The sequence below is a fragment of the Methylobacterium aquaticum genome, from assembly GCF_016804325.1.
Taxonomy (GTDB): Bacteria; Pseudomonadota; Alphaproteobacteria; order Rhizobiales; family Beijerinckiaceae; genus Methylobacterium; species Methylobacterium aquaticum_C.
The window spans coordinates 3,756,461-3,777,335 of record NZ_CP043627.1 but is presented as its reverse complement, the minus strand read 5'-3'; the positions used below and the strand labels follow the sequence as shown (position 1 = coordinate 3,777,335).

The 20,875-nt window shown below is 71.2% G+C and carries 22 protein-coding genes, 1 tRNA gene and 1 pseudogene; 10 read left to right on the top strand and 14 right to left on the bottom strand.

What is annotated here, in order from left to right; genetic code table 11:
* Together F1D61_RS17145 and F1D61_RS17140 are read right to left on the bottom strand one after the other, a co-directional pair.
* A complete protein-coding gene (locus F1D61_RS17145; protein ID WP_203152894.1) occupies positions 1 to 1,656 on the bottom strand; it encodes a DEAD/DEAH box helicase in 1,656 nt (551 codons plus the stop codon).
* A 202-nt stretch (positions 1,657 to 1,858) separates the two neighbouring features.
* Positions 1,859 to 2,110: a hypothetical protein gene (locus F1D61_RS17140; RefSeq protein WP_203152893.1), complete on the bottom strand. Its 252-nt coding sequence runs from the start codon at positions 2,108 to 2,110 to the stop codon at positions 1,859 to 1,861.
* A 282-nt stretch (positions 2,111 to 2,392) separates the two neighbouring features.
* Between F1D61_RS17140 and F1D61_RS35410 the strand changes: the two genes are divergently transcribed.
* Positions 2,393 to 2,575, top strand: coding sequence for a hypothetical protein (locus tag F1D61_RS35410; protein ID WP_432443144.1), 183 nt, complete (start codon positions 2,393 to 2,395; stop codon positions 2,573 to 2,575).
* 102 nt (positions 2,576 to 2,677) lie between these two features.
* Here the strand turns inward: F1D61_RS35410 and F1D61_RS17130 are convergent, their stop codons facing one another.
* The 7 genes from F1D61_RS17130 to F1D61_RS17100 form a co-directional block, all read right to left on the bottom strand.
* A complete protein-coding gene (locus tag F1D61_RS17130) occupies positions 2,678 to 3,328 on the bottom strand; it encodes a L,D-transpeptidase (protein ID WP_203152892.1) in 651 nt (216 codons plus the stop codon).
* A gap of 174 nt (positions 3,329 to 3,502) precedes the next feature.
* Positions 3,503 to 4,309 carry a transglutaminase-like domain-containing protein gene (locus F1D61_RS17125; protein WP_203152891.1) on the bottom strand — a complete coding sequence of 269 codons (807 nt, stop codon included), beginning with the start codon at positions 4,307 to 4,309 and terminating at the stop codon, positions 3,503 to 3,505.
* A gap of 239 nt (positions 4,310 to 4,548) precedes the next feature.
* Positions 4,549 to 4,794, bottom strand: a complete 246-nt coding sequence (locus F1D61_RS17120; protein ID WP_203152890.1) for a hypothetical protein — start codon at positions 4,792 to 4,794, stop codon at positions 4,549 to 4,551.
* Positions 4,795 to 4,945: 151 nt separating this feature from the next.
* Entirely contained in the window at positions 4,946 to 5,578 is a 633-nt protein-coding gene (locus tag F1D61_RS17115; protein WP_203152889.1) for a response regulator, read from the bottom strand.
* Positions 5,579 to 5,680: 102 nt separating this feature from the next.
* Entirely contained in the window at positions 5,681 to 6,814 is a 1,134-nt protein-coding gene (locus tag F1D61_RS17110; RefSeq protein WP_432443143.1) for a transglycosylase SLT domain-containing protein, read from the bottom strand.
* A 217-nt stretch (positions 6,815 to 7,031) separates the two neighbouring features.
* Positions 7,032 to 7,259 (bottom strand): hypothetical protein, encoded by a 228-nt coding sequence (locus tag F1D61_RS17105; RefSeq protein ID WP_203152888.1) that lies wholly within the window; start codon positions 7,257 to 7,259, stop codon positions 7,032 to 7,034.
* Positions 7,260 to 7,394: 135 nt separating this feature from the next.
* On the bottom strand, positions 7,395 to 7,979 hold the full coding sequence (locus tag F1D61_RS17100; protein WP_203152887.1) for a hypothetical protein: 585 nt from the start codon (positions 7,977 to 7,979) through the stop codon (positions 7,395 to 7,397).
* A gap of 338 nt (positions 7,980 to 8,317) precedes the next feature.
* Between F1D61_RS17100 and F1D61_RS17095 the strand changes: the two genes are divergently transcribed.
* The 3 genes from F1D61_RS17095 to F1D61_RS17085 all read left to right on the top strand — a co-directional run bounded on the left by F1D61_RS17095 (position 8,318) and on the right by F1D61_RS17085 (position 9,650).
* Complete coding sequence (locus tag F1D61_RS17095; RefSeq protein WP_203152886.1) at positions 8,318 to 8,617, top strand: hypothetical protein; 300 nt, start codon at positions 8,318 to 8,320, stop codon at positions 8,615 to 8,617.
* Positions 8,618 to 9,030: 413 nt separating this feature from the next.
* Positions 9,031 to 9,327 (top strand): hypothetical protein, encoded by a 297-nt coding sequence (locus tag F1D61_RS17090; protein ID WP_203152885.1) that lies wholly within the window; start codon positions 9,031 to 9,033, stop codon positions 9,325 to 9,327.
* Positions 9,328 to 9,461: 134 nt separating this feature from the next.
* Entirely contained in the window at positions 9,462 to 9,650 is a 189-nt protein-coding gene (locus tag F1D61_RS17085) for a hypothetical protein (protein ID WP_203152884.1), read from the top strand.
* A 35-nt stretch (positions 9,651 to 9,685) separates the two neighbouring features.
* Here the strand turns inward: F1D61_RS17085 and F1D61_RS17080 are convergent, their stop codons facing one another.
* Positions 9,686 to 9,883, bottom strand: coding sequence for a hypothetical protein (locus F1D61_RS17080; protein WP_203152883.1), 198 nt, complete (start codon positions 9,881 to 9,883; stop codon positions 9,686 to 9,688).
* A gap of 209 nt (positions 9,884 to 10,092) precedes the next feature.
* Between F1D61_RS17080 and F1D61_RS17075 the strand changes: the two genes are divergently transcribed.
* The gene (locus F1D61_RS17075) at positions 10,093 to 10,461 is read left to right on the top strand and encodes a VanZ family protein (protein ID WP_203152882.1); all 369 of its coding nucleotides are present in this window, start codon (positions 10,093 to 10,095) and stop codon (positions 10,459 to 10,461) included.
* A gap of 119 nt (positions 10,462 to 10,580) precedes the next feature.
* Here the strand turns inward: F1D61_RS17075 and F1D61_RS17070 are convergent, their stop codons facing one another.
* Together F1D61_RS17070 and F1D61_RS17065 are read right to left on the bottom strand one after the other, a co-directional pair.
* On the bottom strand, positions 10,581 to 10,871 hold the full coding sequence (locus F1D61_RS17070; protein WP_203152881.1) for a DUF6894 family protein: 291 nt from the start codon (positions 10,869 to 10,871) through the stop codon (positions 10,581 to 10,583).
* A 138-nt stretch (positions 10,872 to 11,009) separates the two neighbouring features.
* Positions 11,010 to 11,086: transfer RNA gene (locus F1D61_RS17065), tRNA-His, on the bottom strand.
* A gap of 281 nt (positions 11,087 to 11,367) precedes the next feature.
* Here F1D61_RS17065 and F1D61_RS17060 point away from each other — a divergent pair.
* Together F1D61_RS17060 and F1D61_RS17055 are read left to right on the top strand one after the other, a co-directional pair.
* Positions 11,368 to 13,186: pseudogene (locus F1D61_RS17060) on the top strand (chloride channel protein).
* 63 nt (positions 13,187 to 13,249) lie between these two features.
* On the top strand, positions 13,250 to 14,329 hold the full coding sequence (locus F1D61_RS17055; RefSeq protein ID WP_203152880.1) for a tartrate dehydrogenase: 1,080 nt from the start codon (positions 13,250 to 13,252) through the stop codon (positions 14,327 to 14,329).
* A gap of 36 nt (positions 14,330 to 14,365) precedes the next feature.
* Here the strand turns inward: F1D61_RS17055 and F1D61_RS17050 are convergent, their stop codons facing one another.
* Positions 14,366 to 16,072: a hypothetical protein gene (locus tag F1D61_RS17050; protein ID WP_203152879.1), complete on the bottom strand. Its 1,707-nt coding sequence runs from the start codon at positions 16,070 to 16,072 to the stop codon at positions 14,366 to 14,368.
* Positions 16,073 to 16,384: 312 nt separating this feature from the next.
* Here F1D61_RS17050 and F1D61_RS17045 point away from each other — a divergent pair, with 312 nt between their 5' ends.
* Positions 16,385 to 17,212 (top strand): DUF1236 domain-containing protein, encoded by an 828-nt coding sequence (locus F1D61_RS17045; RefSeq protein ID WP_203152878.1) that lies wholly within the window; start codon positions 16,385 to 16,387, stop codon positions 17,210 to 17,212.
* 19 nt (positions 17,213 to 17,231) lie between these two features.
* Here F1D61_RS17045 and F1D61_RS17040 read toward each other — a convergent pair whose 3' ends face one another.
* Complete coding sequence (locus F1D61_RS17040; RefSeq protein ID WP_203152877.1) at positions 17,232 to 18,392, bottom strand: helix-turn-helix transcriptional regulator; 1,161 nt, start codon at positions 18,390 to 18,392, stop codon at positions 17,232 to 17,234.
* 257 nt (positions 18,393 to 18,649) lie between these two features.
* Here F1D61_RS17040 and F1D61_RS17035 point away from each other — a divergent pair, with 257 nt between their 5' ends.
* Both F1D61_RS17035 and F1D61_RS17030 read left to right on the top strand, forming a co-directional pair.
* Positions 18,650 to 19,852, top strand: coding sequence for a pyridoxal phosphate-dependent aminotransferase (locus F1D61_RS17035; protein WP_203152876.1), 1,203 nt, complete (start codon positions 18,650 to 18,652; stop codon positions 19,850 to 19,852).
* Between the two features lie 647 nt (positions 19,853 to 20,499).
* Positions 20,500 to 20,760 (top strand): hypothetical protein, encoded by a 261-nt coding sequence (locus tag F1D61_RS17030; protein WP_203152875.1) that lies wholly within the window; start codon positions 20,500 to 20,502, stop codon positions 20,758 to 20,760.
* Positions 20,761 to 20,875 lie beyond the last annotated feature (115 nt).

Below are 20,875 nucleotides of genomic sequence, written 5' to 3'. Positions count from 1 at the left end.
TCAGGCCACGCGTCGGGTGTCGGTCCAGGTCGCCCCGTCGGCGAGGCGGTAATCGACGGTCTCCGACAATCGGCCGGTCGGCACCACCCGGACCGCCTCCGGCCGGGCGAGCTCGTCGCAGCGCGCCAGGGCCTCGGCGACGTCGAGGGGCGGGGGCATCTCGCCGCCCAGGCGCCGCCACCATTGCACCGCCTTCTCGCGGGCGAATCCCGAGGCCTCGAGATCGAGATGCACGATCATCGCATCCTCGTCGCCCTCCAGCGCCACTACCAGGAGATCGGGCCCGCGGGCGCGGGTCTCGCGCCGGAAGCGCCAGCCGGCGACCGGCCACCAGCGCGCATGGGCCTCACGCACCACCGCGACGGTGCCGGCGGAGAGCACGGCGGTCTCGTCGTCGGCCACCGCCTCGTGCGGCAGCTCGGCCTCGTCCTCGTCCTCGGGCTCGACCCAGCAGCCCTCGCAGGTGCTGGCATTGAGCGCGATCAGCGCGCCGCAGCCCGGGCATGGCTTGGCCCGGGGCCCCCCGGTATCGCCCAGCAGCCGGGCGCGGGCCACCGCATTGGCCGAGAGCACGTCGATCGGCCCGTGCCGGCGCACCAGGCCGGCATAATCGAGCACCAGGGCGTCGGTCTTGCCCTTCGCGAGGCGCAGGCCCCGGCCGACCTGCTGCACGTAGAGGCCGGTGCTCTGGGTCGGGCGCAGGAGTGCGATCAGGTCGACCTCCGGCACGTTGAAGCCCGTCGCCAGCACCCCGACCGAGGTGAGGCAGCGCAGGCGCCCGGCCCGGAACTCGCGCACGATGCGGTCGCGCTCGCGCTTCCCCGTCTCGCCGGAGATCGACTCGCAGGAAAAGCCCTCGGCCCGGATCGCGTCGCGCACCGCGTCGGCGTGCTTGACCCCGGCGCAGAAGGCGAGCCAGGCCCGGCGCTCGGCGCCGTAGGCGACCATCTCGGCCACCGCCGCCCGGGTGATGACGTCGCGGTTCACCGCCGCTTCGAGGGCTCCCGGCACGTAGTCGCCGGCCCGCAGGGGGACCCCGCTGACGTCGAGGATCGTGGCGGTGGCCTTCGAGACCAGGAGCGCGAGGTAGCCCTCGCGGATCAGGTCGCCGACCTGCGCCTCGTAGACGATGGCATCGAAGACGCGGCCCTTTCCCTCGTCGAGGCGCCCGCTGTCGAGGCGGTAGGGCGTGGCGGTCAGCCCGACGAGGCGCATCTCGGGCGAGCGCGCCCGCACCGCGTCGAGGAAGCGGCCGTAGCGGGTGTCGGCATCGCGGGGGATCAGGTGCGCCTCGTCGACGATCACCAGGTCGAAGCCGCCGGTCGCCTCGACCCGGTTCCAGACCGACTGGATGCCGCAGAACAGGATCGCCTTCGTCTCCTCCCGCCGCCCGAGCCCGGCCGAGACGATGCCGGCCGGCGCCCCGGGCCAGAGCGCCATGAGCTCGGCGTGGTTCTGGGCGATCAGCTCGCGGGTATGGGTGACGACGGCGATCCTGGCCTGCGGATCGCGGGCCATCGTCTCCCGCACCAGGGTGGCGATGACGAGGCTCTTGCCGGCCCCGGTCGGCAGCACGATCAGACCGTTGCGGCCCCCGCGCGCCCAATCGGCCTGGAGCGCGTCGAGGCTCGCGCGCTGGTAGGGACGAAGCAGCATCGCGCCGCCATAGCCGGAGAATGCGCGGGCATCCAGGCTTGACAGCGAGGAGAGGCGGCTCCCGCCTCCTGGATCCGCGCGTCGGCGACGGTCGCGTCGAGATCGCCCCGTCCGGTCGGCCGCCGCGTCGCGCGCCGCCACGGCCGGCCTTTGCGGTCACGGGGAAACGTCACCCGAGATCTCGCCGGACGCGGAACCGCCCTCACACCGCGTCCGACGCCTTGCGGCGGCTGAGCGGACCGACGCCGACATCCATCTCGTCGAGATCGTCCGTCGCCAGATCGTCCGCGTCGAGGTCGCCCGCGCCGGCCCGGTGTTCGGGCGGGTCGACGGCGCGCAGGAGCCGGACGATCTGCATCGCCCGGTCGGCGCAATCGGGCGAGATGCGGGCGATGTCCTCGGCGAGTTCGAGGACCGCATCGAGGGTACGCTGCCACTCGGCCGAGGTGGTCATGCCGGATCTCCCTGGCTCGATCCCGGGACGCGATTCGCACGGCACGATCGCCGCGGATTTGCCGGGCCGGGGCGGTTCGGCTACCGATGCGGCGCCGGGGCGCCCCACGCGCGGCGTCACGTACGGTAACTCCCCGCCAGAGAGGAACGCAATGATGCGAGGGTTCGTTCGCGCCGGCCTGTCGTCGGCCGTCCTGTTGGTCGCGGTCATGACCGGCGCGGCCCAGGCGCAGTACTACCGGGAGGACACGCCCCCGGCTACGGCTACGACCGGTACGAGCGCGTGCCGCCGCGGCGCGCGGTCGGCTACAATTGCGATGCAGTGCAGCGCGGCTTCACCGGCGCGCAGCCCTATTCCTGCCCGCTGCCCGGCCCGCGCCCCCTCGGCGCCCGCTGCTTCTGCGACGTGCCGCTGGCGAGCTTCAGCGCGCCGCAGCCGCCGGCGCCCGGCCGCGTGGTACCCTGACCCGGGCCGACGGACGGGGCCTTCGAGCGCCGTCCGACAAAAGGAAAGGGCCGCCCTGCGGCGGCCCTCGTCCAGGAAGCGTCGTCGGCGCTCCGGTCGGCGTCAGTTCAGCACCACCACCTTGGCGCCGACCTTGACCCGCGAATACAGGTCGGTGACGTCGTCGTTGGTCATGCGGATGCAGCCGGAGGACACGGCCTGGCCGATCGTGTCGGGCTCGTTCGAGCCATGGATGCGGTAGAGGGTGCCGCCGATATACATCGCGCGGGCGCCGAGCGGGTTGTCGATGCCGCCGGCCATGTAGCGCGGCAGGTCGGGGCGGCGGGCCAGCATCTCCTTCGGGGGCGTCCAGGACGGCCATTCGCGCTTGGCGGTGATCGTCTTCGTGCCCGACCAGGTGAAGCCCGGACGGCCGACGCCGACGCCGTAGCGAAGCGCCATGCCGTCGCCGAGCACGAGGTAGAGCCGGCGCTCGGCGGTCGAGACCACGATGGTGCCCGGGGTGTAGGCACCGTTGAACGGCACCAGCTCGCGCGGGATCGGGGCGACCTGCGCCTGGTCGGTGCTGCCGGCGGCCTGTCCCTGGCCGTAATAGCCCTGCGTCCGGGTGCCCGGCGCGCCGTAGGGCTGGCTGGCGTAGTAATCCTCGCCGGGATTGGCGTCGAAGGGGTCGTAGGGCGCCGCCTTGGCCGGCGCGGAGGCAAGAACACACATGCTCAGGGCGCCCGCCAGGGCGGTAGCGAAGATCTTCATGGCCGGAGCCTTACCTCAGCAGTTACCTTTGCTGTACAATGCTGTCCCGTCGCAGTGGTTCCCGGTTAAAGCGACGCTTTCGGCGACGTCGGATTACCGAGCCTCGGGGAACGTGGGGAGGGTTCACGCCCCGTTGACCGATCGCGTCGCATCCGAGGGATCAAGACGCCGCGTTCACGCCACCTCGTCGGTATGGACCTGGAAGCCGGCGAGCACCGAGGGGCCGAAATTGGTCGAGATCGCCACGTCGGTGGCGTCGCGTCCCCGCGCCATCACGATCCGGCCGATCCGCGGCTTGTTGTGGCGGGCGTCGAACGTGTACCAGCGCCCACCGAGATAGACCTCGAACCAGGCCGAGAAATCCATCGGATCGGGCACCGCCGGCACGCCGATATCGCCGAGATAGCCGGTGCAGTAGCGCGCCGGGATGTTCATGCAGCGGCAGAACGTGACGGCGAGATGCGCGAAGTCGCGGCAGACGCCCTCGCGCTGGTTGAAGCCGTCGAGGGCCGAGCGGGTGGCGTCGGCGCGCTGGTAGTCGAAGCGGATGTGGTTGTGGACGTAGTCGACGATGGCCTGGACCCGGGCCCAGCCCTCCGGCGTGTTGCCGAAGAGCTGCCAGGCGGTGTTCGACAGCTTGTCGGTGTCGCAGTAGCGGCTGCCGAGGAGGTAGACCATCACCTCGTCGGGCAGGTCCTGCACCGGGTGCTGCATCGCGTTGGGCGCGTATTCGTCCGGCCAGCCGCTATCCTGGATCACGAAATCGGCCGAGATGGTCAGCCGGCCCGCCGGGGCGACGATGCGGGTGCAGGTGTTGCCGTAGCGGTCGGCATAGTCGCGCGCCGGGATCGGCGGGTCGAACCGCATCGCCGGCGAGGTCACGCAATCGCCGAGCCGCGAGGGATGCACGCTGAGCATCAGCAGCATCGGCGTCGGGGCCGGGGAATCGAAGGTGATCGCGTACCCGGTCCGAATTCTCATGATGCCGCTGGCTCCCTCACTGGCGCCGATGGGCCGATGCCCTCGATCGCACCACAGGGTAAGGCCGTCGCGGCACGGCCGGTTGCCCGAAGAATCGGCAGGCGCTGAGCGAAGTTTCGCCGCGCCGGCCAATCCGCGGACATCGGTCGCGGGCATCAGTCGCGGAGGCGGGCCGCGGAAGCGAGCGCGCCGCCGCCCGCGTGGTGAGATGGCCGACCGACCGCTTCGCGGGGTGGAAATCAGCCGCGGCGGGCGCGGGCCTCGAAGGCGGCCGCCATCGTGTCGTCGTGGCGCCCCAGGGTCTCGAGCCGCTCGGCCCGCCGACTCTGTTCCAGGCTCTCGTCGCCCGGGCTCAATTCGGCGAAGACCCGCGCCTGCTCGGCCTGCTGGCGGTGGTGCTCGGCCTGCTCGCGGAAGAAGGCCGCCTGCTGGCCCGCGGTCGCGGCGTATTCGGCCCGGTAGCTGTCGCGCTCGTTCGTCGTCATGCCAGATCCCCCGATCCGTTCAGACCTCCCGGTGGCCGCGCGGCGCTCGGCCGCGCGGCCATCCTGCCCGATAGTAAGGCACGATCGCCGCGCCGATCAAATCCGCCGGAAGGGGAAACCTTCGGGCGAAGGCCCGTGCCGCACCGCGACCCTACGCCACCGGCGAGCGCGGGCTGCGCGCCGCCTGCTCGGCGAGGCCCAGGAGATCGGGCGCGCGGTCGAGCGGCACCGCCTGCGGCGGCAGCAGCGTGTCCGGCACGCGGGCCTCGGGCCGGGGCGGCTGCGCCACGACGAGGTGGACGGTCGGCCACAGGGTCGCGACGGCCCGGGCGAGCCCGGCCCCGTCGAGGGCTCCGTCGCGCGCGGTCGGCAGGCCGATCAGCACCAGGGCGACCCCGCCGCCATGGACGCGCAGGGCATCGAGGCCGGCATCCGGATCGAGGCAGCGCCGGACGTCCAGGCCCGCGCGGGCCAGGAGCGAGGCCGCGTCGTCGGCCGCCGGCACGTCGCCGACCAGCAGGGCGAGCCGTCCGGCGGGAATCCCGCACGGATTGCGCGGGGATGCGTCCGCACCGTCCGGGCGCCGTGCATCGCGGCCGGTTTCCAGGCCCGCTTGCGCCTCGCGCCATTCGAGCTGCCGCAGCAGCGCGCTCAACCGCTCGGGCACCGCCTCGGCCACCAGGCCGTCATAGGCCGCGGCGAGGCCCGCCCCGAGGGTGTCGAGGGAAAGGGTCGGTTTGAGTTGCGTGCCGCCCGTCCGGCACCCGGCGCCCGCCGCGCCCATCGCCACCTCCTGATCCCGTGAACTCGGTCAGGAGAATAAATCTCGACATGCGGCAAGGTTGCCCCAGCAGGAGCTGCGACGACGAGGCTTTTTCGCGATCTCTCAGGGGGTATCGGCGGCGTAGGCCATCACGCCCATCAGGGCGCCGACGTCGCGGTAGCGCGCGCCGCGGGTGCTCATCATCGCCTCGAACTTGTCGTGGACCTGGGCCACCGTGAGGCTGCGGGCCTTCCGGCGGCCGACGCGCTCGTAGAAGATCGGCCGGTTGGCCTTGGCGGGTTTCGGCAGCAGGGCGGCGGCCTCGGCCTTCGGCTCCTCGACCACCTTGGCCATGAAGCGCTCGGCGTCGTCCGGGCCGAGGAAGTGGGCGAGGTAGGTCTCGCCGAGGGTGAGGTCGCGGCCGATCCGGGCGGCGATGCGGGCCGAATCGCGCTTGAGCATCTCGCCCGCCAGCACGGCGGAGAGGGAGGGATCGCGGCGCAGGTCGAGGATGCGGGCGCGCTCGGCCGGATCGGCGACGCCGTTGTCGTCGCCGATCAGCCTCGCCTCGCGGGCATAGCCGTGCTGGGCGCCGAATTCCCGCATCACCTGCAGCCAGGTGCGCTCGATGAACTGGTAGAGGCCGGTGGCCGAGGAGGTCCGGGCCTGGACCTCGGTGATGAAGCTCGATTCCTTGTCGGCCACCGCCATCAGCAGCACCGGGTCGGTCCGCACGGTCGCGGCGGCGCGCACGATGGTCTGGACGAGGTGGCGGCGGATCCGCATCGGCCCGAAGGTCAGCACCTCGTTGGGATCGCCCCCGGCGCTGGCGGCCAGGATGTCGTCGTAGGAGACCCGGTCGACGCCGGACGAGCCCAGCGCGGTGTCGAGGTCGTGGACCGGCTCGCGCAGGGGCGCGATCGCGGCGGTGTCGCGGGTCGGCGCCTTGACGGTGTGGATCTTCGGGGTCGGCATCACCAGGAGGTCGGCCATCATGGTGACGGCCGGGCGGGCCGTCATCAGGTCGGCGCCGTACTGGTGCAGCAGCGCGGAGAGGCCCGCCGCGAAGCACCCCGCGGCGAGCAGCGTGCGCGCCATGCAGGGCATGCCGCCATGCGCGGCACGGGTGCCGAGCGCCAGCGTGTCCGACGAGAGGACGTTCCCCGAGACGGCGCGCCCGTGAGCGACGGCACGACCCTGGGCCCCCGCCATCCGCAAGCCGCCCCGCCGTGCCGTTCCGTCCGCTCGACGCTGCATGTCGTGTATCGCCCCGGTTTCCTCGCCTCTGGTGCGCAAGAAGCCGGCGAGATGTGGCGATATGACGGCGACGCTCGCACAGCTCAGCCCGATCGCCGTCAAGCTTCACCGTGGGCGGTTGCGAGCATTCGTGCCCGCTTACGGCCAAGCTCGACCTGAGGAGCCGGATCGGTGACTGCGCAGGTCGATGCTGCGGTGCGGCGAGAGGACCGCCGGCTCAGCGGGCGGGAGCGGGCTGGACGGCGGTGTCGCGGTCGCGCTGGCGCTTGTTGGCCTGGTGGCGGCCGAGGGCGCAGCCCGCGGCCGCCCCCGCGAAGGTGTGGCCGACCGCGTGGCCGGCGATGCCCCCGACGACCGCACCCTTGATGCAGCCCTTCGCCTCCGCGGCGCCGGCGAACCCGGCCAGACCCACGGCCAGGATGGTTCCGGCAATCATCTTGCGCATGGTCATCTCCACTACGTCACGTCATCGACGTCGCTGAACAGCGCAATGAACAGCGTCCGGCATCGTCCGGTTCCGAAGTCATTCGGTTTCCATTATGTTTCTACGCGGCGTGACCGGTGCCGGACGGGACGGCCTTCACGCGGAGGTGAGGACGTAGATCTGCAGCGCGACCTCGACCGCGAGCAGGAATGCGATCACCGCGAGGAGCAGGGCCAGCACCGCCTGGCCGCGGGTGTCGAACAGGGCCAGGGCCTGGGCCGCGATGCGCCGCGGCGGCCCTGCGGCCGGAGCGGGCGGTGCCGGAACCAGGACCGGGACCGGGGTGGCGACGGGACGCGGAGTTTCCTCCGGCGGGGCGTCCTCGCCGGCCTGAAGCTCGAAGGTCGGACGGTAGGCCCCGACCGGCACCAGGATCCGCACCGGCAGCTGCCGGCCCTCGTCGGAATAGACCTCGTCGAGGACACGGCGCAGGCGGCCGGCCTCGACCCGCACGCTCGGATCGTTGCTCGGGTCGAAGCTGTCGGCCCGGCCCAGCGCCTGGGTGGCGATGGTGTAGGCCTTGATGCCCTCGCCCCGCCCGGCCAGCTCCTCCTCGACGACGTAGCTCAGGAAGGCCGCCAGCTTCTGCGACCGCCGGAATGCGGGCGCGCGCAAGCAGCCGTCCAGGCTGCGGCGCACGGCTTCGGCCGAGACGGCCTCCGCATTGGTCTGTTCAGTCATCACGTCTCAGTCCGGTCCGCCCGTCGCCGCGGGAATCCCACTACAATCTTCCGCGCGAAAGGTTGCTCCATACGTTATGCGCATGATCCCGCCCAGCACGAGCCCGGCGCATTGATCCACGACGCGGGAACGAGGCCGCAGCCGCCGATCTGATCGTTGCGGTTCATCGCCACATCGGTGGGCGCGACCGGGACGACGACAAGCGTAAAGCCGATGCGCTCCCCTCCGGCAAGGCCCGCGGGTTCGAGGGGGCCGAGGGTGCGGCCGCGGGAGCCTTAACCGATCGCTAACCATGGCATCCGAGGATCGGGCGAAGCTGAACCGCACCGAGGTGATCCATGCCGCAAGCTCAGACCCGCCCGCTGCCCACGGCGTTCGCGCGCTACCCGATTCCCCTCGAGCTTCTGGCCGTCCTGCACCGGGCCAGCGAGGACGACGTGGATGCGCTGGTCTCGCGCATGCCCGTGACCGGGCGGGCGCGGCTCGCGGCCTATTGCACCGACAAGGACCACCTGCACCGGCTCGGCCTGCGCATCGCCGGCACCTGCGACCAGGCCGCCCTGGTGCGGGTCGTGGGGGCGGATGCGGGGGCGAGCCTCTACGCCCAGTCGCGCCCGGCGGAGATCGTGCCGAGCTGACGGCGCGGCCCCGCAACCGATCCGGGTCGTCCGTCGTCGAGGGGCTGCGCCGTGCGCGGCCCCTTGTCGCGTCGGAGCCTCGCGGTTGCCGAAGGGCATCGCTCAAGAAAAAAGGCCGCCCTTGCGAGCGGCCCGAAGTCTAGGGAGGAAACGCCCAAAGAGGGCAGCAGGGCCGCGACGCCATCGCGACCGTGCGATGCACACATTATCGTGCAGCGCACAAAACGCAAGCGGTTTTTTCGGTTTCGTCGAACCGAAGCAAATGGCAGCGCTGCCTCCAGGCCAATCTTCGAAATCAGGTTTCGGATCGGCGCGATCGCGAAGATCGACCCGCCACGCCGCAGCCGAATGGCGAAGGAACCCGACCACCCGGCGATTGTTGAGCCCGCACAACAACCCTCGGAGGAAATACGATGACCCGCCTGACTGCGCTTGGTGCCGGCCTCTTCCTGCTCGCCGGGACCCTCGGGGCCGCTGCCGGCCCCTGCGCGCCCGGCCAGACTGCCGGCAATACGACGCAGAAGATGGACAAGACCTCGAACGTCGATCCGTCCGCCACCGCCTCGGTGACGCCGGGCGCGAAGGCCGAGTCGCCCGGCACGGTCGGGGCGATGCAGAACATCGGCTCGCAGACCGCGACCTCGCCGTCCGACGTCAGCAAGCAGTCGAAGGGCGAGAAGACCGCCGCGCAGCAGGCCAACGACTGCTGATCCCGGTCCCGTCTTCGGACGGGGCCTTCTTGAGATTACGATCGCAGGCGCAGGTTCCTCTCGCGGGGGGCCTGCGCTTCGCGTCACGCACCCGGATCGTCGCGGCCGGCAGATTCATGCATCGGAGGGACAGGATGGCCGACAGGACACCCGAGATGGCCAGGGCCCAGATCGCCTTCGCGCTCCAGGCCAAGCGCGAGTCGCTGGCGGCGGCGTCCGACGCCCTGCGGGCCTCGCCCGAGGATGACGAGGCGCGGCGCGCGGTCGAGCGGCTGGCGGAGGATGTCGGCCGCCTGGAGATCCGGCTGCGCGGCGCTGCCTGACCGGCCGCGGACGGCTCGAGCCGAGGGCGTGCCCTTCAGGTAGCCCTCGTCAGGTAGCCTTTGGCCTTGAGATATTCCCGCAGGATGAGGCAGATCGCGTCGCCGCGGGACAGCTGCTCCACGGCCGCGAACTCGGTCAGCGCCAGCGCGAGCTCGTCCGGGATGTGAAACGCCTCCTCGTCGCGCTCCGCCTCGGGGGCGGTTGAAGGAGACGTCTCGGTGGTATCGGTCATCGGGCGCCTCCGGTTCCGTTTCCGGCTGTCTCGTCCTGCGGCTATCGCACCGGATGGCCGATCGTTCCACCCGCTACCGCCATCGGCGTAATCCCGATCGCCAGGGCAGGCGCCGGTCCCGCATCGGATGGCACGCTTGTCTCGCCGGTCCCGTCCATCCGACCATCCGGCCGAGCACCGGGTGCTGCCGGGGCGGAGGGAGGCTCGGCATGGGACCGATCGCGCAGCCGGATCTGCGGCGCATCGCCGGGATGGCGGGCCTCGCCTGCCTGCCGGTGCTGGTCTGGCTGTCGTGGATTCCGAAGGAGTGGGAGATGCGCACCGGCGCGGCCGGACAGGTCGAGCACCTTCTCGCCTATGCGGGCACGGCCGGGCTTCTCGGTCTCGGCTTTTCCCGCATGCCGGCCTGGCGGCTCGCGCTCGCGCTCGCCATCCTTGCCGGCATCCTCGAGATCGGGCAGCTCTGGGTCCCGGGCCGGACCGCGCAGGTCGTCGATTTCGCGGCGAGCGCGGGCGGCGCCCTCATCGGGCTCGCCGCCGCGCGCGCGCTGGGCGGCCGCAGGATCGCGGCCGGCTGAGCCGATTTCGCCGAAGCGGTTACCGGTTCGACGCGAAAGATCTGCGACGAAGCAAGAACCCAAGCGGGCGAAGCGTTGGCCTGCCGACGCAAGTCTGCTCGGGGCGGCTCATGGGGGCGTCAGGCGGCCCGCACCATCCGGGGCCTTGCCGTTTGCGATGCCAGACGCACCGGCTCCTCCGGCCCGCGCACGGTGAGGGCGAGGCTCACGGTCATCACGGGCTCGCCGGCCCGGTCGCGGACCCGGACCTTCAGGTCGGAGAGATCGGCCCCAGTCAGGCCCGCCCCGGCGAACGCGATCGCCGTCCGGGTCGCCTCGCCGCGGATCTCGTCCTGGCTGCACAGGATCAGCCCGATATCGTCCCGGCACTGCCAGGCGCCGGCGCTCAGATCGAAGAAGTAGCGCTGCACACCGTCCTCCCCTCGTTCCGGGAACAGATGTGCACAGACCACTTGGCCGATGCTTTAACAAATTTGAAAGGATTGGCTCGGATCGTTCCGCCCGTCTGCAGCGCATGGCGCCGGGGGGCTTCGATCCGCGAGTGTCCGTGGTACCGCCACCCCGGCTCGAACGGGGGACCTCTAGATCCACAATCTAGCGCTCTAACCAACTGAGCTATGGCGGCTCGCGACGGGGTGGTGTTTAGTCCGGCCGGAGCGCCGTAGCAAGCGCCGATCGGCGCCTTTCGCATCGAAAACGTGGGAAACCGCGCCGTCCCGGCGGGGCCGCCTCATGGGATCGAGGCGAAGCCGTTGTCTTCGCATCGGTTTTCCCCATGGAGCCGGTGACCGCGCCGGCGGAAAAAACGATGCATGGGCCCCGGAATGGTGATCGACCGGCCGGCTCGGGCGCCCTAAACCGCTGCCGGCGCCCGCCGATCCCCGACAAACCCGATCCTCCGGTCCGATGACGCCGAAATCCGAGATGGTCCGCCGCGCCCTGACGGAGAGCGCCCTCGTCCTGGCGCCCGGGCGCTTGCGCGCCTGGGTGCGCGGCGGCGAGATCGGCCTGATCCTGCTTGCGGCCCTCGTCGGCTGCCTGTCGGGGGGCTCGTCAGCATGATGGGCTGGGCGGCGCAAGGCGCCCACGAATGGCTGTTCGGCCTCGACCTCGACGAGCGCCTGAGCGCGACGGCCCACGTCCCGCCGCTGGTGGCGCTCGGCGTGCCGGCTCTGGGCGGCGTCGTGCTGGGTCTGGCGATCTGGCTCGGAAACCGCCTGCGGCGGGTCCCCGGCAGCCCGGTGATCGACCCGATCGAGGCCAACGCGCTCCATGGCGGCCGGCTTTCGCTCCGCGACTCGGTGCTGGTCGCGGTGCAGAACCTGATCTCGAACGGATGCGGCGCCTCCGTCGGGCTCGAGGCCGGCTACACCCAGATCTCGGCCGGATTCGCCTCGCGACTGGGCCTGAGCTTCGAGCTGCGCCGCAACGACATGCGGATCCTGGTCGGCTGCGCGGCGGCGGCGGCCATCGCGGCGGCGTTCGGGGCGCCGCTGACCGGGGCGTTCTACGCCTTCGAGCTCATCATCGGCACCTACGCCATCGCCTCGCTGACCCCGGTGGTCACCGCGGCGCTCGCCGGCGCCTTCGTGTCGCGGGCGATCCTCGGGCACCAGACGGTCATCACCATCGGGCCGACCCCGCCGGTCGGCCGGCCGACTACCTGCCGACGCTCGGCCTCGGGCTGATCTGCGCCGGGCTCGGCATCCTGATCATGCAGGGCGTCACCCTGGTGGAGGAGGGGGTGCGCCGCACGAAGGTGCCGCCGCAGGCCCGGCCGGTCCTCGGCGGCCTCGCGGTCGGGCTGCTGGCGCTGGTGGCCACGCCCCAGGTGCTCTCGGCCGGGCACGGGGCGCTCCACCTCAACCTGGCGGAGGACGGCGCGGCGACCGGCGCGGCCGGGCTGATCCTCCTCTTCCTCGCCAAGGCGCTCGCCTCGGCGGTCTCGATCGGCTCGGGCTTTCGCGGCGGGCTGTTCTTCGCCTCGCTGTTCCTGGGCGCGCTCGCCGGCAAGATCTTCGTGATGCTGGCCCCGCCGCTGGTCGCCATGGTGCTGCCGCCGGTGACCTACGCGGTGGTGGGGATGAGCGCGCTCGCCGTCGCGGTGATCGGCGGGCCGATGACGATGACCTTCCTGGCGCTGGAGGTCACCGGCGACTTTCCCATCGCCGGCCTGGTGCTGGTGGCGGTGATCGCCTCCTCGCTCACGGTCCGCAAGACCTTCGGCTACTCCTTCGCCACTTGGCGCTTCCACCTGCGCGGCGAATCGATCCGCAGCGCCCACGATGTCGGCTGGATCCGCACCCTGACGGTCGGCCAGCTGATGCGCCGGGAGGTCCGCACCGTGCGCGGCGACACCACGCTGGCGGCGTTCCGGCGCGCCTTCCCGCTCGGCTCCGGCACCCAGGTCGTCGCCGTCGACGAGGCCGGGCATTACGCCGGCATCGTGCTCGTGGCCGAGGCCCATGCCGCGCCGATCGACGACAAGGCGTCCGAGACCCGGGTCGCCGACCTTCTGCGCTACCGCGACCAGGTGCTGCTGCCGCAGATGAACGCCAAGGAGGCGGTCGCCCTGTTCGACAAGGCCGAGAGCGAGGCGCTGGCGGTGGTCGAGAGCCGGGAGGCCGCCCGGGTGATCGGGATCCTCACCGAGAAGCACACCCTCAAGCGCTACAGCGACGAGCTCGACCGCCAGCGCAGGGCGAGCGTCGGAGAGGTGGCGTGAACGGCGATTGACCGGCGTCGTCCGATAGGCGAGGCGGGGGCTCTATAAAACAGGAGGAGACCCATGCCGTCAGCAAAACGCCACTACCGCATCGCCGTGATCCCCGGGGACGGCATCGGCAAGGAGACGGTGCCGGAGGGCGTGCGCGTGCTGGAGCAGGCGGCCAAGCGCCACGGCTTCACGCTGCAGCAGGACTGGTTCGACTTCTCGTCCTACGATTACTACGCCAAGCACGGCCGCATGATGCCGGAGGACTGGAAGGCGCAGATCGGCGGGCACGACGCGATCTTCTTCGGCGCGGTCGGCTGGCCGGAGAAGATCCCCGACCACGTCTCGCTGTGGAACTCGCTGATCCTGTTCCGGCGTGAATTCGACCAGTACATCAATCTGCGCCCCGTGCGGCTGATGCCCGGCGTGCCGAGCCCGCTCGCCGGCCGCAAGCCCGGCGACATCGATTTCTGGGTCGTGCGCGAGAACACCGAGGGCGAGTATTCCTCGGTCGGCGGCCGGATGTTCCAGGGCACCGACCGCGAATTCGCCGTGCAGGAATCGGTCTTCACCCGCCGCGGCACCGACCGGGTGCTGAAATTCGCCTTCGAGCTGGCGCGCTCGCGACCGAAGAAGCACCTGACCTCGGCCACCAAGTCGAACGGCATCTCGATCACCATGCCGTACTGGGACGAGCGCGTGCAGGAGATGGCGCGCCACTATCCCGACGTCGCCTGGGACAAGTACCACATCGACATCCTGACGGCTCATTTCGTGCTGCATCCGGACTGGTTCGACGTGGTGGTGGCCTCGAACCTCTTCGGCGACATCCTGTCGGATCTCGGTCCCGCCTGCACCGGCACGATCGGCATCGCGCCGTCGGGCAACATCAACCCGGACCGGGACTTCCCGTCGCTGTTCGAGCCGGTCCACGGCTCGGCCCCCGACATCGCCGGCCAGGGCATCGCCAACCCGATCGGCCAGATCTGGTCCGGTGCGATGATGCTGGAGCATCTGGGCGAGAAGGACGCCGCGGCCGAGATCGTCGCCGGCATCGAGCGGGTGCTGGCCGAGCGGACCCTGCGCACCCGCGACCTCGGCGGCAACGCCGACACGGCGGCCTGCGGGGTCGCGGTGGCCGAGGCGATCGGCTGAGGGGAAGGCGCCCGGCTCGCCGCCGGGCGCCTCCCGTCACTGGCGGATGATGCTGCGGATCGAGCGCTGCTGCCCCGGCGCCCCCGCCCGCAGCGCCTCGGCTTTGGCCGGGCAGCCCGGCGTCACCTGTCCGGCGATGCAGCTGGCGAACAGGAAGCCCCAGACGAAGTCGGTCTGGATCGCCAGCGGCGTCGCCGGCTGGCGGCTCGTGGCGTACCAGTTCGGGTCAGGCACGCCGTTCGCGCTGCGCAGATAGCCGACATCCGAGGCTTCGCTCACGAACACGCTGAGCGGCAGAGGCCCCGTCGAGCCGTTGGCGCCGAGGCTCGCCCGGGCGTGGCAGCTGATGCAGGACGACGAGTTGACGAAGCCGCCCTCCGTGACCGAGTTGCCGAGGCGGGTGGCCTGCCCGATCGAGGAGGTGAACTCGGTCTGCGTTCCCTTGAGGCGGTAGCTGTTCCAGGCCGGATCGCTGGCGATCGGCCGAAGCGGGTTGCCCGAGGCGGCCGGGCCGGTCCCGACCCTGAGATCCGACAGCACCTTGCCGAGGGCCTGCGAGCGGGTGCCGCCCGGATAGGTCTCACCGAGCTGGAACACGTAGTCGCTCAGCAGGAGGTTGTCGCAGGTCGTCTTCGGCCGGGTGAAGTTGGTCGCCTGATCCGGCCGCAGGCCGGCATCCGACGAGGCATAGCCGTAGGAATCGTTGCAGCCGGTATAGTCGCAGCGGCCCGGATTCCCGACATGTTCGAACGTCGCCCAGATCCAGTTGGGAATGTCCTTCGAGGAGATGTGGAACGCGACCAGCCAGTGAATGCCTTCTTCGAAGATGTCGGAATTGTTGTCGTTGGCCGCGCTCTTCATCATCATCTTGATGTGGGGGCTGGCGGGATCGTCGCGCAGCCCGAGCTCCTGGGCGCGCTTCTCGCTGAGCCAGTTGCTCTTGATCATCACGGCATCGACCGGGAAATCGACCTCGACCAGGGCGCCCGGCTTGCCGACCTGGCGATAGGGCATGAAGTCCGCGTCGGGACCGGGATTGGCGTAGGCGGTCGCCCGCTGGAAGATCGCCTGCAATCCCTGCTGGTTGTAGAGGTCGTTCTTGAACACGAAATCGAGCATCGGCTTGTTGCGGAAGACGAGCTCGGCCATCGATTGGCGGATCTTGCGGCCGGGATCGGGGTCGGGGGCGGCACCGACGCCGACCGGGGCATTGCGCGCCGCCTCGCCGCCGAAGCGCGTCGCGTGCGCCTTGGACAGCGGCTGCCCGACCCGCAGGGCCATGGTCCCGGGCGAGCCCGCATGGTCCCCGGGGAAGTAGGGACACTGCCCTCCCGGCTGGGTGGGATCGTTGTAGCCGGGATTGCTCGCCGCATCCGGCGTGCAGCACTGGGTGCCCGGCGGTTGGCCGGGCTTGCAGAGTGCCAGCGGCGTGTTGGGCCAGGTCTGCTGGTCGGAGGCCCAGTCGGTCCAGAAGCTCTGCTGGATGCTCTCGGCGAACAGCTTCCAGGCGACCATGTCCGGGCAGGTCATGGCCGGGTTCGTGGTCGGCCCGGTGATCCGGATCTTGCCGTCCTTGACCTCCATCGCGCAGCCCGCCGCGTCCTGGGGCTTGCTGTCGCGGTAGAGCGCGTCGAGGATGCCGTTGCGCCCCATGCACTGCGCCGCCTGCGCCATCGTCTGCCCCGCCGTCGCAAGCAGGCACGCCGCCAGTCCCAGGCGACTCAAGACTGAATTGATCGACATCGCACTCCTCCGCCACCCCATTCGAGGTCTTGTCGAGAGGTCGTGATTCGCGCACCGCTTGCAATTTATTATTTCAGATTATTCTGGATAAGACTTTTCCAAAACGCAGGAGGGCGCCGGAAACGAGCGCAGGGGCGCGGAGAGACTGGTGACGGCGGTTCGGCGAGAACGAAGAGACAGGACGGGGCGTGCGGCGTCGCCGCCTCCGCGGGTCGCGCTCCGGAACCATTTCCCACACCTCCCCGTTGCGGCCCGGCACTGGAGCAACCCGCGGCATCGGCCGCGCGGGGACGGTGTCGGGAGAGGGGTCACATGAGCAAGCTCATTCGCGGCAAGGCGCTTCGCGGAACGATGACGGCGGCCGTGCTGGTGCTCGGCGCGGCCACGGCCTTTGCGCAGGGCGGTGCGGGCGGTGCCGGCGGCGGAGCCGGGGGTGGCGGTGCGGGTGCGGCCAGCGGGGCCGCAGGTGGCGGCGGAGCGGGCGTCGGCGGGGCCGGTGGTGGTGCCGGCGGTGGTGCCGGAATGGGGGCGGGCGGCGGTGCGGGTGGTGCGGCCGGTCCCCGTGGCGGTGCCGGTGCGGCGCAGCCGGGCGGCGGGGCCGGGCCGGCGGGCGGCGCAGGCCAGCAGCCGGGTGCCCCCGGTGGCCGGGCCGGGGGCGAGGGCGCTCAGCCGGGTGCCGGCGGGCGCGGAGCCGAGCAGGGCGAACGGGGCGGACGCGGGGCCGAGCCCGGCGGCGAGCGTGGCGCGGAGCGGGGAGAGCGCGGTGAGCGCGGCGCGGAACGCGGCGAGCGGGGAGAGCGGGGAACCGAGCGCGGCGAACGCGGTGAGCGTGGGGCCGAGCGCGGCGAGCGCGGCGGCGGTCGCTCCGAGGCGCGGGGCGCCGTGTCCCGCCTCGACACCACGAAGCGCACCGAGTTCCGCCAGACCATCGTGCGCTCCGGCGTGCGGCCGTTGACGGGCGTCAACTTCGCCCTGCGCGCCGGCGTCGCGGTCCCGCGCTCGGTGACGCTGCACGCCCTGCCGCCGGCGATCCTCACCCTGGTCCCGGCCTATCGCGGCTTCCAGTACGTGCTGGTCGGCGACGACATCGTGATCATCGATCCGGACACCTACGAGATCGTGGACGTGATCCCGGGCTGATCTCTGTCACTCTTCCGGCTCACGCGCCCTGCTTGAGCCGGAGGATGAACACCGCAAGCTCGGATTGCCGCGACACCCCGAGCTTGGCGAAGACCTGGCGCAGCTGCGAGCGGGCGGTCTCGTGGCGGATGCCGAGGCTCTCGGCGGCCTGGACCAGGGAGCGCGACCCATCCATCGACAGGGCGAGCCGCGCCTCCGCCGGGGAAAGCCCGAAATCGGACAGCCGGTTCGTCCCGTCGCCGCCCGCGGTCGCGGTGCGGCGCAGGACCACGAGGGCGAGCCGGTCCGGTGCCAGCAGCCGTGCCATCCCGAGCACGCCGCGCAGGTCCTGGCGCAGGCCGATCGCCGTGACATGCCAGGCCTCCCGGCCGATCCGCACCGGGCCCGGCGGGATACCAGGGGAGGGGGCATCGCCGCAGGCGAGCGCCGCCTCGCGGGCCACCGCCGCGGCAAGGTCCGGGTTCCGCACCTGGAGCCGGTCGAGGGCGCCGACCCGCAGCACCTCGCCCTCGGCGATCAGGGCCCGGCCGGCGCAGCTCGCCTCGACGAGGCGCAAAACCCGCATGCCTGAGTCCCGCGTGCACAAGTCCCGCGTCACCACGAAGGCGGGGTCGGCGATCCGCTCCAGCAGCGTCTCCCCGGGCGCGAGGGCGGCTTTGGCCGGGAAACAGGCCCGGTTGGTCTCGATGGCGCGGCGCATCCGCGGGCCGATCCGCTCCATCACGGCGGCGAGCCGGCCGTGGTCGCGGGACGCCCGGGCGAGATCGTGCTGGAGGTTCAGCACCGCCAGGCGGCCGTCGGCATCGATCAGCTTGATCCCGCTCGAGGCCGTCATGCCGCCCAGCCGCGACAGCCAGTCCGCGTAGAATTCGGTGCGCCGCAGGGAGGAGACCGGCATCCGCTCCTCGGAATGCATCGACACCATCACGGGCGTCGCCAGGATCACGGAGATCCACGGGTTCACCGCGCCGTAATGCGCCTCGTAGGCCCGGACATGGGCGGGATCCCAGCCCCACTGGACCAGGGGCAGGCCGGTCCCGGCGGCGGCGTCGACGACCTGGAGCACCGGCAACACCCCGGGCAGCAGGCGGCCGATCTCGGCCATCACGGCGTCCCAGGCCGCCGGATCGCAGGCCGCGTGGTCGACCGCGAGGCCGATCTCCTCGGATGCCCGCCGCACACGCTCCGCCTCGCCCATCGCCGATCGATCCCGCCCCCGCCCGGGCGCTCGGGCCCGGTCCGGCACGGTGTCACGGGGTGCGCGGAAAAGTCCAGAACCGGCGATTTCGCGAGGCGGGACAGCCTCTTCTTCGAGCATCGCGCCGCTTGCCCGCACCGGCGCGCGGGACTAGGGTCCGGCCCGCTCGAAGACCCGGACGGCCCGTGCGCGGCCAGGCCGGGCCTTGTTTCCAAGCCTCTTGTCCGGAGTCGATCGTCATGGGCTTTCTGGCCGACGCCCTCTCGCGCGTGAAACCCTCCGCCACCATCGTGATGACCCAGAAGGCGCGGGACCTGAAGGCCCAGGGGCGCGACGTCATCAGCCTGTCGGTCGGCGAGCCGGATTTCGACACGCCCCAGCACATCAAGCAGGCCGCCGTCGAGGCGATCGCGCGGGGCGAGACCAAGTATCCGCCGGTCTCCGGCATCGTGCCGCTGCGCGAGGCGATCGCCCGCAAGTTCAAGCGCGAGAACGGCCTCGACTACAAGCCGAGCCAGACCATCGTCGGCACCGGCGGCAAGCAGGTGATCTACAACGCGCTGCTCGCCACCCTGAACCCGGGCGACGAGGTGGTGATCCCGCGGCCCTACTGGGTGTCCTACCCGGAGATGGTCGGCCTGTGCGGCGGCACCCCGGTCTTCTGCGAGACCACGATGGCGACGAACTTCAAGCTCCAGCCCGAGGAGCTGGAGCGCGCCATCACGCGTAAGACCAAGTGGGTGATCCTCAACTCGCCGTCGAACCCGTCGGGGGCCGCCTACAGCCACGCCGAGATGAAGGCGCTGACCGACGTGCTGGTGCGCCACCCGCATGTCTGGGTGCTCACCGACGACATGTACGAGCACCTGGTCTACGGCGACTTCACCTTCGTGACCCCGGCCCAGGTCGAGCCGGCGCTCTACGACCGGACGCTGACCATGAACGGCGTCTCGAAATCCTACGCCATGACCGGCTGGCGCATCGGCTACGCCGCCGGCCCCGAGCAGCTGATCAAGGCGATGGACTTCGTCCAGGGCCAGCAGACCTCGGGCGCGGCCACGATCTCGCAATGGGCGGCGGTGGCCGCCCTCGACGGACCGCAGGACCACCTGGCCGAGTTCCGGGCCGCGTTCCAGACCCGGCGCGACCTCGTCGTCTCGATGCTGAACCAGACCAACGGCCTGCGCTGCCCGACGCCGGAGGGCGCCTTCTACGTCTACCCGTCCTGCGCCGAGCTGATCGGCAAGCGCACGGAAGGCGGCAAGGTGATCGAGACCGACGAGGATTTCGTCACCGAGCTCCTGATGGCCGAGGGCGTCGCCTCGGTGCACGGCTCGGCCTTCGGCCTCGGGCCCAACCTGCGCATCTCCTACGCGACCTCGAACCAGCTCCTGGAAGAGGCCTGCCGCCGCATCCAGCGCTTCTGCGGCTCGCTGCGCTGAACAGGCCCTAGGCCGATCGCGTGATTCGACCCGGCGGGCCCTGAGCCCGCCGGTTTTTTCTTGGGGCCCGTCAAGCTTTTCCGGCCGGCGCGTTTCGACGCAAGGGCCAGGGCCGCATTCCGGTTGCCCCACCCGCCCGGTCTGGCTTACACGGGCCGTCCTCGATGCCGGCGCGTCCGGAGGCTTCCGGAACCCATCCGGGCTGTGCGGCAAAGAGGTCGGCGACGACGGGATGGGGCGGACCAGTTCTCTGCACCCATTCCTGTGAGGCTCAGTGGGCCGAGCAGTCGCAGGAGCGTCACGGGTTCGGGGAACAGGAACCGCGACCCTGGCGCATGGCCCACCAGACTTTTCGGGCATCGCTCCGGGCAATCCGGAATATTGAGCGCCGTCGATCCGTCATCCCGTGTTCCGCTGTCGCGGCGCCGGGATGACGGGGGAGAATTCGAGCGCGCCCGACCCGATCGAGCGGCCCCCGGATCGACCGCCTGCTGCCCCTCGACCTCGTTCGACCCGTCTTCATCGGAACTCCCGTTGTGGGACGACCCGATCCGCGCCGCGAGGGGCCACGCGTTAAGCATTGTGGTCCGATACTGTCGGCATGGGCCGGACCGACGGCCCACCGAGATCACGGGTCCCGACCAGTCATGTGGCGCCTCCTCACCGGCGGAATCAAAGTCATCATCGCGATCGCCGCGCTGACCACGGCGGCGAACTGGATCGCGCTACGCGAGAAGGACCGGGCGCCGAGCCCGGCGCTCGCCGCCATTCCCGATCCGGCCACCACCGGCGCCATCGCCCCCGGCAAGGCGGCGGCCAAACCCGCCGAGGCCAAATCCGCCCGCCTCGACCAGCGTGGCCTCGGCCGGCTGGTGTCGGAGGCGTCCAGCGATACGCGGCGGCGCTGAAGGTCGGGCGGGTTCCCTCTCGAGAGGCTCAACCCCCGGGGCTCGAAATCTCATCGACGGGCCGGCTTCGCAGGAGGCCGGCTTTTTTTGTTGAACGAACCTACGGCCGCCGTGC